Source organism: Dietzia sp. CQ4 (assembly GCF_014145125.1).
GTDB classification, from domain to species: domain Bacteria; phylum Actinomycetota; class Actinomycetes; order Mycobacteriales; family Mycobacteriaceae; genus Dietzia; species Dietzia natronolimnaea.
This window is the reverse complement of record NZ_JAALDZ010000271.1, coordinates 1-8,333: the sequence shown is the minus strand read 5'-3', so window position 1 is coordinate 8,333 and position 8,333 is coordinate 1. Positions and strand designations below refer to the sequence as shown.

At 71.2% G+C, this 8,333-nt stretch carries 7 protein-coding genes and 1 pseudogene; 4 read left to right on the top strand and 4 right to left on the bottom strand.

Features of this window, described 5'->3' with window-relative positions; translation table 11 throughout:
- Positions 1 to 271: pseudogene (locus G6031_RS14520) on the top strand (O-succinylbenzoate synthase); the annotation flags it as partial.
- A 282-nt stretch (positions 272 to 553) separates the two neighbouring features.
- Here G6031_RS14520 and G6031_RS14515 read toward each other — a convergent pair.
- Together G6031_RS14515 and G6031_RS14510 are read right to left on the bottom strand one after the other, a co-directional pair.
- On the bottom strand, positions 554 to 1,510 hold the full coding sequence (locus tag G6031_RS14515; RefSeq protein WP_179523196.1) for a hypothetical protein: 957 nt from the start codon (positions 1,508 to 1,510) through the stop codon (positions 554 to 556).
- A 349-nt stretch (positions 1,511 to 1,859) separates the two neighbouring features.
- Positions 1,860 to 2,450: a flavin reductase family protein gene (locus G6031_RS14510; RefSeq protein ID WP_182617832.1), complete on the bottom strand. Its 591-nt coding sequence runs from the start codon at positions 2,448 to 2,450 to the stop codon at positions 1,860 to 1,862.
- A gap of 114 nt (positions 2,451 to 2,564) precedes the next feature.
- Here G6031_RS14510 and G6031_RS14505 point away from each other — a divergent pair, with 114 nt between their 5' ends.
- On the top strand, positions 2,565 to 4,052 hold the full coding sequence (locus G6031_RS14505; RefSeq protein WP_241737362.1) for a WS/DGAT domain-containing protein: 1,488 nt from the start codon (positions 2,565 to 2,567) through the stop codon (positions 4,050 to 4,052).
- Between the two features lie 163 nt (positions 4,053 to 4,215).
- Positions 4,216 to 5,736 (top strand): WS/DGAT domain-containing protein, encoded by a 1,521-nt coding sequence (locus G6031_RS14500; protein WP_182653622.1) that lies wholly within the window; start codon positions 4,216 to 4,218, stop codon positions 5,734 to 5,736.
- Positions 5,737 to 5,801: 65 nt separating this feature from the next.
- Here G6031_RS14500 and G6031_RS14495 read toward each other — a convergent pair whose 3' ends face one another.
- Both G6031_RS14495 and G6031_RS14490 read right to left on the bottom strand, forming a co-directional pair.
- Complete coding sequence (locus G6031_RS14495) at positions 5,802 to 6,242, bottom strand: DUF664 domain-containing protein (RefSeq protein WP_347238506.1); 441 nt, start codon at positions 6,240 to 6,242, stop codon at positions 5,802 to 5,804.
- Positions 6,243 to 6,527: 285 nt separating this feature from the next.
- Complete coding sequence (locus G6031_RS14490; protein ID WP_179525969.1) at positions 6,528 to 7,085, bottom strand: DinB family protein; 558 nt, start codon at positions 7,083 to 7,085, stop codon at positions 6,528 to 6,530.
- 153 nt (positions 7,086 to 7,238) lie between these two features.
- Here G6031_RS14490 and G6031_RS14485 point away from each other — a divergent pair, with 153 nt between their 5' ends.
- The gene (locus tag G6031_RS14485) at positions 7,239 to 8,252 is read left to right on the top strand and encodes a YafY family protein (protein WP_187702311.1); all 1,014 of its coding nucleotides are present in this window, start codon (positions 7,239 to 7,241) and stop codon (positions 8,250 to 8,252) included.
- Positions 8,253 to 8,333: the final 81 nt, after the last annotated feature.

Genomic DNA, 8,333 nt, shown 5'->3' with positions numbered 1-8,333 from the left:
GGGTGACGGTGCGGCGGGTGACGGACCGGGGGGCGACCGACCGGGGGGCGACAGACCGGGGGGCGACGACGAGATCCCCGCCGCCGGGCTGGGCACAGGCGGGTTCTTCGTGGAGGACGTGGTCGAGCCGGGCGTGTTCTCGCTGGTGGACGGGTGTCTCCCGGTGGTGGCGGTGGCCCCGGACCCGGCGCGGCTGGAGGGTCTACGGGCCTGCCCCGACCGGCGGGACTGGTGGCTGGACCGGATCCGCCGTTGCCACGATCTGCTCTGAGCCACCACCCCCGCGGCTACCACCCCTGCGGTTGCCACTCCTGCGGTTGCAACTCCTGCGCGTGTCCCACGCAGCCGCCTGCCGCTATGGCGTCTGGCGCACACCGATGCGCAGGCGGGACGCCCTCGCGGCGGGCGGCTGCGGAAGAGGTGGACACGCGCGCGAGCAAGACGCCAGACGCGTGCGCGAGACGCCAGGCGCATCAGCGGCTGCACGGACTGGCGAGTGTCGTGGCCGGCGATCCTCCCCGAGTCGGCGACGGTACGCGTACTGCAGCCGCCCTCACGCCACGCGGCGCGGCCCCCGGCCGAGTGACTCCTGAAGTCTCATCGCCTCGCGGATGAGGGGCACGATCCGGCCACGCCGGTAGTCCTCCCATTGCCATCTCCTGAAGATGTTGCCCAGCGCTTCGATCTCGTTCTGGCGATTCTTCTCATTGCGTAGCTTCCGGCGGACGCCCGCCTCGCCGTCGTCGATCCCGTACTTCCCCGACCCGTCCGCCTCCCCGACGAGTCCCCATTCCTTCCAGTACATGTCGACGAAGGTCCGCGACCCGTCCGGGAGGACGAACTCGTGTTGGAGCCGGGGCATGGGGAGTCCGGCGCGGGTGATGGCGACCCGGCTCAGTGACTCGAGCACCGAGTGGGCACCCGGGTCCGCGAATGCCACCACCGCGCGGGCCCGCGCGATGCCGACTCTCCCGGCGGCGGCGTCGAGTTCGGCCGCCAGTTCGGCCCGGGTGCACAGAGAATGTCGCAGGGCTTGGTCTGCAGCGCAGACAGCACCGGTGAACGGGCTCGTCCGCGCCACGTCGACGATCGTCCGCGCCGGAGTCGTGACCGGGATGCCATCGAGTTCCGTCACGGCATCACCGAGATCCAGACTGTGGCAGATCGCGCTCTCGCCCCGCCTGCTCCCGCTGCCCGGCCGGTGCCTGGTCGTGGTGACCCGCCGGGTGTCCAGATCCTGGGCGGGCAGACCGTGCAGCACGAGCGCGGAAGTATGCGACATCACCGTGCCGGGGCTGATGAACCTCGCCGAGGCGCGCGAGCGCATCTCGAGGATGGCTTCGGCCTCGTCGGGACCTGTGGGCAGGTCGGCGGCGGGCACGTAGACACCGTGACGGAGACGGTAGAGCTGTCCGGTGCGCTCTGCGTGCTCCCGCGCTCGGCGGCTGTAACCCCGGGCGAGTAGTTCGGACGAGGTGATGACGGGTGGGCGAGGTCGGTCTGTGCTCATGGACACGCAGTATCGGCTCCGCCGGCCCAGCTTCTGCGGCGTCGGACTGCGTGATCCGTCCCGGCTGTGGAGGGGCGCGGGGTGTGGAGAGCGTTGCCGCGACTGCATGGCCGGGCTCCGCGACTGCCGGGCCGGGCTTTCGGGATGGGTCGACGGACCGCTCCGGTGGCAGGCGGCACAGGCGCCCGCCGGCATGGCGTCCAGCGCGCACCGATGCGCACGCAAGACGCCGTGGCGGCGGGCGGTTACCGAGGAGTCGCACAGGCGCGCGAGCGAGACGTCAGGCGCGGGAGCGCCTGCAGGTCGCCGCGAACCGAGGGCCGGGGCTGGCGGCGGGTCTCGACTCCGCCTACTTCCTCGGCCTGGGCAGCTCCCTCGTCCGCGGCGCCAGTCCCCACTGGTGGCGGCCCAGCCGGGAGGGCGGGAGCAGTGCGTCGAAGTCGGGGAGCCCGTCGTCCGCCAGGACATCACCGGAGATCGCCACGCTCACTACGCGGCCCAGGAGCATCGCACTGGTGCCGAGGTCGATCACGTCATGGCGCACGCACTCGAACGCGATCGGCGCCTCGGCCACTCGCGGCGCCGACACCACCTCGGAGGGCTCGGCGGTCAGGCCGGAGAGGACGAACTCGTCGACCTCCGGGCCGACCGGGGCCGAGGTGGCGTTGATGAGCTCCATCAGCGACTCGGTGCCGATGTTCACCACGAACTCCCCGGTCTCGACCACGTTGCGGTACGTGTCCTTGCGGCCGATCGAGGTGACCGAGAGGATCGCGGGGTCGGCGCAGGCCACGGTGAAGAACGAATACGGCGCGAGGTTCGACACCCCGTCGGCGGAGACGCTCGAGACCCAGGCGATGGGCCGGGGAGTGACCGATGCCGTGAGCAGGGCGTACAAGCCCTTGGCCGGGGGATCGTCCGGTGTGTGGATGGTGCGCATCTCGCCATTGTCCCGCCGTCTCGGGGGGAGTGACGTGATCCCGGTCACAGCTGCTCTAGCCTGGGGCGGCGAGTACATGACGGTGAGCGGGGCGGGCGAGAGGGGCCGGGGACGATGACGGAGACGAGAGTCCGGATTCCACTGCGGGACCAGCTGTGGCTGATGATGGACCGCCCGGACAATCTCATGTACATCAACTCGGTGATGTGGTTCGCCGAGGTCCCCGACTGGGACGCGGTCACCGAGGCGATCGCGTCGCGGATGGTCGAACCCCACCCGGTGTTCCGCCGGGTCCCGGTGCGACGGGGCCGACGGTGGTACTGGCAGGACGATCCCGACTTCGACATCTCCCGCCATCTGGTCCGACGGCGCCTTCCCTCGCCGGGCGGGCGCGCCGAGGCGGAGGCGCACGTCGCCGAGCAGATGGGGCTGCAACTCCCCGACGACCGCCCCATCTGGCGCGCCGAGTTCATCGAGGGCTACCACGGTCACGGTGGCGACCGGGAGGGGGCGCTCCTGCTGTTCCGCGTCCAGCACGGGATGGTCGACGGGATCCGTTTGACCCAGCTGGTCCTGGGGTTGTGCGACCGCGACGACGACGACCCGCTGCCCAACGTGGGTCGGGAGCTGTCCTCATCGGGCGGCGGTGTCCTGGGCGCGGTGGGCCAGGCCGGGGCAGGGCTGGCCAAGGACACGCTCGGCATCGCCCGCGGCCTCGCGGGCGCCACGATCAGATTCCCCGTGACGATGGCGCGACTGACCAGGGACGTGGTGGCCCCGGGCGGGGAGCTGTCCCGGGTGCCCACGCGTGTCGTGGAATCCCTCGCCGACACCATCGATCCCACCAACATGACGACCAACACCTACCGCTCGGTCTTCCGCCTGCTGTTCGAACCCCGTTCCCCCGAGCTGTCGTGGAGTGGCCACGCCCACGCCCGGAAGAAGGTCTCCTGGGTCACCGGGGTGGACCTCGCGGCCGTCAAGAGGGTGGCGGCGGCGCACGACACCACCGTCACCTCGGTGATGATCGCCGCGGTGTCCAAGGCGCTCACCCGGTACCTCGACGACCGCGGTGACCGACGGGTCTCCGACATCAACCTCATGGTGCCGGTCTCGCTGACACCGAGCACCGACGACCTCCCGGAGGAGCTGGGCAACCACATCACTCTCATCCTCATGCGACTGCCGCTGGGGATCGACGACGCGGACGAACTCATCGAGGCCATCACCACGTCCATGACCCGGGTGCGTTACTCGTTCGAGCCACACATCACCTTCGCCACCATGCTCGGCGTGGCCGTCACCCCCACCGCGGTGCAGCACGCGGTGGTCGACCTGTTCGCCAACAAGACCGTCGGCCAGCTCACCTCGGTACCCGGTCCGGTCTCCGAGGTGCGGCTCGCGGGAACCCCGGTCGAGGGCATGCTCGGGTGGGTGCCGATGAGTGGCGACCAGGCGCTCGGGATCTGCATCTTCAGCTATGACGGCACGGTGTCCGTGGGGATCGCCACCGATGCCGAGCTCGTGCCGGACCCGGGCCGGGTCGCCGAGATGATCGAGGGTCAGTTCGCGACCTTCGACGGCTGGGAGGCCCCGGCCTGAGGACTGCCGTCGCCGCGCCTCTCCTCACCGGGCCGGCGAGTGGTCCCCGGTAGGCGTGGCGAACCGGGAGAACCCCCGTGATGTCGGTCACACCTGTTCTAGCCTGGAGTGGAGCGCAGATGGCTCGGTGGTCGATCGCGGCTGGGGGGAAGGGTCGGGGACGATGGGGGAGCGGACGAGGGTCAGGATTCCGCTGCGGGATCAGTTGTGGTTGCACATGGACCGCCCCGACAACCTCATGTACATCACGTCGTTGGTGTGGTTCTCGGAGATCCCCGACTGGGACGCGGTCTCCGAGGCGATCGCGTCGCGGATGGTCGAACCCCACCCGGTGTTCCGCCGGGTCCCGGTTCGCGAGGGCAGGCGGTGGTACTGGGAGGACGATCCCGACTTCGACCTCTCCCACCACCTGATCCGCGGGCGGCTCCCCGCGCCGGGCGGGCGGGCCGAGGCCGAGGCGTACGTCTCCGAGCAGATGAGCATCCAGCTCCCTGACGACCGCCCCTTGTGGCGTGCCGAGTTCCTCGAGGGCTACCACGGCCACGGCCACAGCCACGGCCACGGCCACGGCGACGAGGCCGGGCGGGAGGGTGCGCTGGTCCTGTTCCGGGTCCAGCACGCGATGGTCGACGGCGTCCGGCTGACCCAGTTGGTCCTGGGTCTGTGCGACAGCGATGACGACATCCCGCTGCCCCGGGTGGGCCGGCCCCTCTCCCCTGGCGGAGACGGGATCCTCCGGACGGTCGGCCGCGCCGGGGTGGGGATGGTCAGGGACTCGGTCGGTATCGCCCGCGGTCTCGCCGGCGCCACGGTCACGTTCCCGTGGACCCTCACGCGGCTGGTCAGGGCCGTGGTGGCCCCGGGCCGCGGGGTCACCAGGGTGCCCACGCGCGTCGTGGAATCCCTGGCCGACACCATCGACCCCACCAACAGGACGAATAACACCTACCGTTCGACCTTCCGGCTGCTGTTCGAACCCAGATCGCCCGAGCTGTCGTGGAGTGGCCACGCCCACGCCCGGAAGAAGGTCTCCTGGATCGCCGGGCTGGACCTCGCGGCGATCAAGAGGGTGGCGAAGGCGCACGACACCACGGTCACCACCGTGATGCTCGCGGCGGTGTCCAGGGCGCTCACCGAGTACCTCGACACCCACGGCGATCGTCGGGTCTCGGACATCAACCTCATGGTGCCGATGTCCATCGAGCCGGTGGCTGACGAACTGCCGGAGGAACTGGGCAACCACCTCACGATCATCCTCATGCGCCTGCCGCTGGGGATCGACGACGCCGACGAGCTCATCGACGCGATCGCCACGTCCATGTCCCGGGTGCGCTACTCGTTCGAACCACACGTCAACTTCGCCACCATGCTCGGCGTCGCGGTCACTCCCGGCCCGGTGGCGCACGCGGTCGTCGACCTGCTCGCCAACAAGACCGTCGGCCAGCTCACGTCGGTCCCCGGGCCGGTCTCCACGGTGCGGATCGCCGGCACTCCTGTCGAGGGGATACTCGGCTGGGTTCCGATGAGCGGCGACCAGGCCTTCGGAATCTGCATCTTCAGCTACAACGGCACGGTCTCGGTGGGCATCGCCACCGACGCGGGACTCGTGCCCGACCCGGGCGAAGTCGCCGGGATGATCGAGGACAAGTTCGCGACGTTCGCCGGCTGGGACGAGGAGGACTGACCCGCGGTCACGCCGCGTGGCCGGTCCGTCCCCGCGCCCACCCGACTCACCACGCCGGCGCCGACTCACCACGCCGGCGCCGGGACCTCCGGGTGGGCGGCGAACCAGGCACCGATGTAGGACATGTCGATGCTCTGGTCCTCCGCGATCAGGTCGTACATCGTGCGCCCGTCGAGCGCCTCGCGCAGGAGGTCGGCGTGCCCGCTGTGCCGGTTGATCTCGGTCAGCACGTGCTGTGCGACCCAGCGGCCGTTGAACGGCGCCAGGTCCGACGGGAACCACGGCATCTCGGTGGGGACGGGGACCCGCGCGTCCAGGTCGGCGGCTCGGAGATGGGCGAGTCCCGCGGCGCACCGACGGTCGTACTCGGCGAGGATCTCCTCGGCGGTCGCGTCGGGATCGACCCGGTTGACGGCCTCGGCCCACTCGAAGGTCTCCGGTAGCGAGCGTCCCGTCTCCAGGGGGTCGGGCGCGGCGGCCGCCCGGCCCAGCCAGTCCTCGGCCACCTGACATGTGCAGGATCAGCCAGCCGAGCGTCAGCTCACTCGACGGGACCGGCCGCGCCCGCAGTTGGTCGCCGGTGAGACCGTGGACGATCGAGCGGGCGTTGACGAGAGCGTCGTCGATCCATTCGAGCAGGGTGTCGCGCTCGGTGGTGTGGGTGGCGGCGAACAGTGGCATGGCGAACTCCTCGGTGGTGGGTCGGGGATGGTGTGGTGTCGGCGGGTGCCGACGGGTCGTCCGGATCAGACGGGTCAGACGGGTCAGACGGGTCAGACGGGTCGACCGGATCAACGGGTGTGGGCGTACAGGTCGCGGAGCAGGCACAGCTCCGCGCCGTGGTGGATGACCTCGCGGTGGATGTGCAGGACGAGGGTGGCCATGGGGGCGGCGGACCAGTGGCCCTCGGCCTCCCCGACGGGCGCGGCGAGGGCGTCGTCGTCGAGCCCCCGGACCCCCTCCATCCAGCCCGCGTAGGTGCGGTCGAGCTGGGCGAGTCCGCCCACGGCGTCACCGGCGAACTCGTGGGTCATGTAGTCGTGGGGCGGTCCGCCGAAGTGGTCGTGCCACCGGGCCCCGAGCACTCCCACGACCACGTGGCCGATCCGCCACGCGATGGTCGTCAGCGGTGCGGGCCGCGGTTCGGGATAGGCGAAGTCGATCGTGAAGTCGCCACTCCCGGCCTGCACGTCCGCGGAACCGGTGCCCCGGGGGCGCACGCCCCAGGTCCGATCATCGGGTGCGGGGGAGAAGTGGTACTCGGCGTCGGTCAGTCCCTCCAGGCGAGGCCGGAGGTGGCCGGTCCAGTGGTATTCGAGTTGGTCGGCGAGCTGGTCGGTCCAGTCGATGGTGCGGGCTGTGGTCATGGTGGTCTCCCGGTGGTGGGGGCGGTCGGCCGACGGTCGGGCGGCTCTCTCGCGGTCCGACAGCAGACTCTCAGGTGATCAGGACAGATCTGGTCCTCTGCCGGTGCGAGAGTGGACGACGTGACCGAGGACAAGATGCCCACGACCCAGCGGGTGCTGGGGCTGCTCGACCTGCTGCAGCGGCGCACCGTGTGGACCGGGCCCGAACTCGCGGCCGAGCTCGGGGTCACCACCCGCTCGGTGCGGCGGGACGTGGACCGACTGCGCGACCTGGGCTACCCGGTCGAGTCCGAACGCGGCGCGGGCGGCGGGTATTGGCTGGGATCGGGCCGGCGGCTGCCGCCGTTGCTGCTGGACGACCGCGAGGCCGTGGCCGTGGCGATCGCCCTGCGGTTGGCGGCCGGGGGAGCCGTGGCCGGCGTCGGCGAGCACGCACTGGGCGCCCTGACCAAGCTCGACCAGGTCATGCCGGGACGGCTGCGGGAGAAGGTCGCCGACGTCAGCGAGTCGATGGTGGCCGTCCCCGGCACCGACACCCCCGTCGAGCCGGAGCTGCTCATGGAGCTCGGACACGCGGTGCGGGGGAGCGAGCAGGTGAGGCTGGACTACCGTGACCGCGCCGGCCGCGACACCGAACGCCGGGTCGAGCCCTACCGGATCGTCGTGCTGGGCCGACGCTGGTACCTGCTGTCCTACGATCTCGAGCGCGCGGACTGGCGGACCTTCCGACTGGACCGTATCCGGGCGGTGCACCGCAGTCGCTGGCGTTTCACCCCGCGGCCGGACGTGCCCGACCCGGCCACCCACGTCCAGCACTCGGTGACCGCCGCGCCGTACGAGCATCTCGCGAGCGTCGTGGTCCACGCCCCCGCCGAGGAGGTGCTCGAGTGCTTCCCGCCCACGTACGGCACGGTGACGGAGCTGCGGTCCGCCGACCACCCCGACGGACCGGCCTGCCGCCTGGAGACCGGCGCCCCGGAGCTCGACGAGCTGGCCTGGTACCTGGGTCGACTGCCCGGGCCGTTCGTCGTGGAGTCCCCGGACTCGCTGCGCGGGCATCTCGCGGCGATCGCGGGGCGGCTGGCCCACGCGGCCGGTCCGGTGGAGCCCGACCACGACGACCCGGCGACCACCGGGGGCGACAACTAGGCTGGAGGTGATGAACCCCAGCCAGGCCACCCCGAGCACGCCGCGCGCCAGCAACCCGAGCACCGCGCAGGCCCGCGTCGT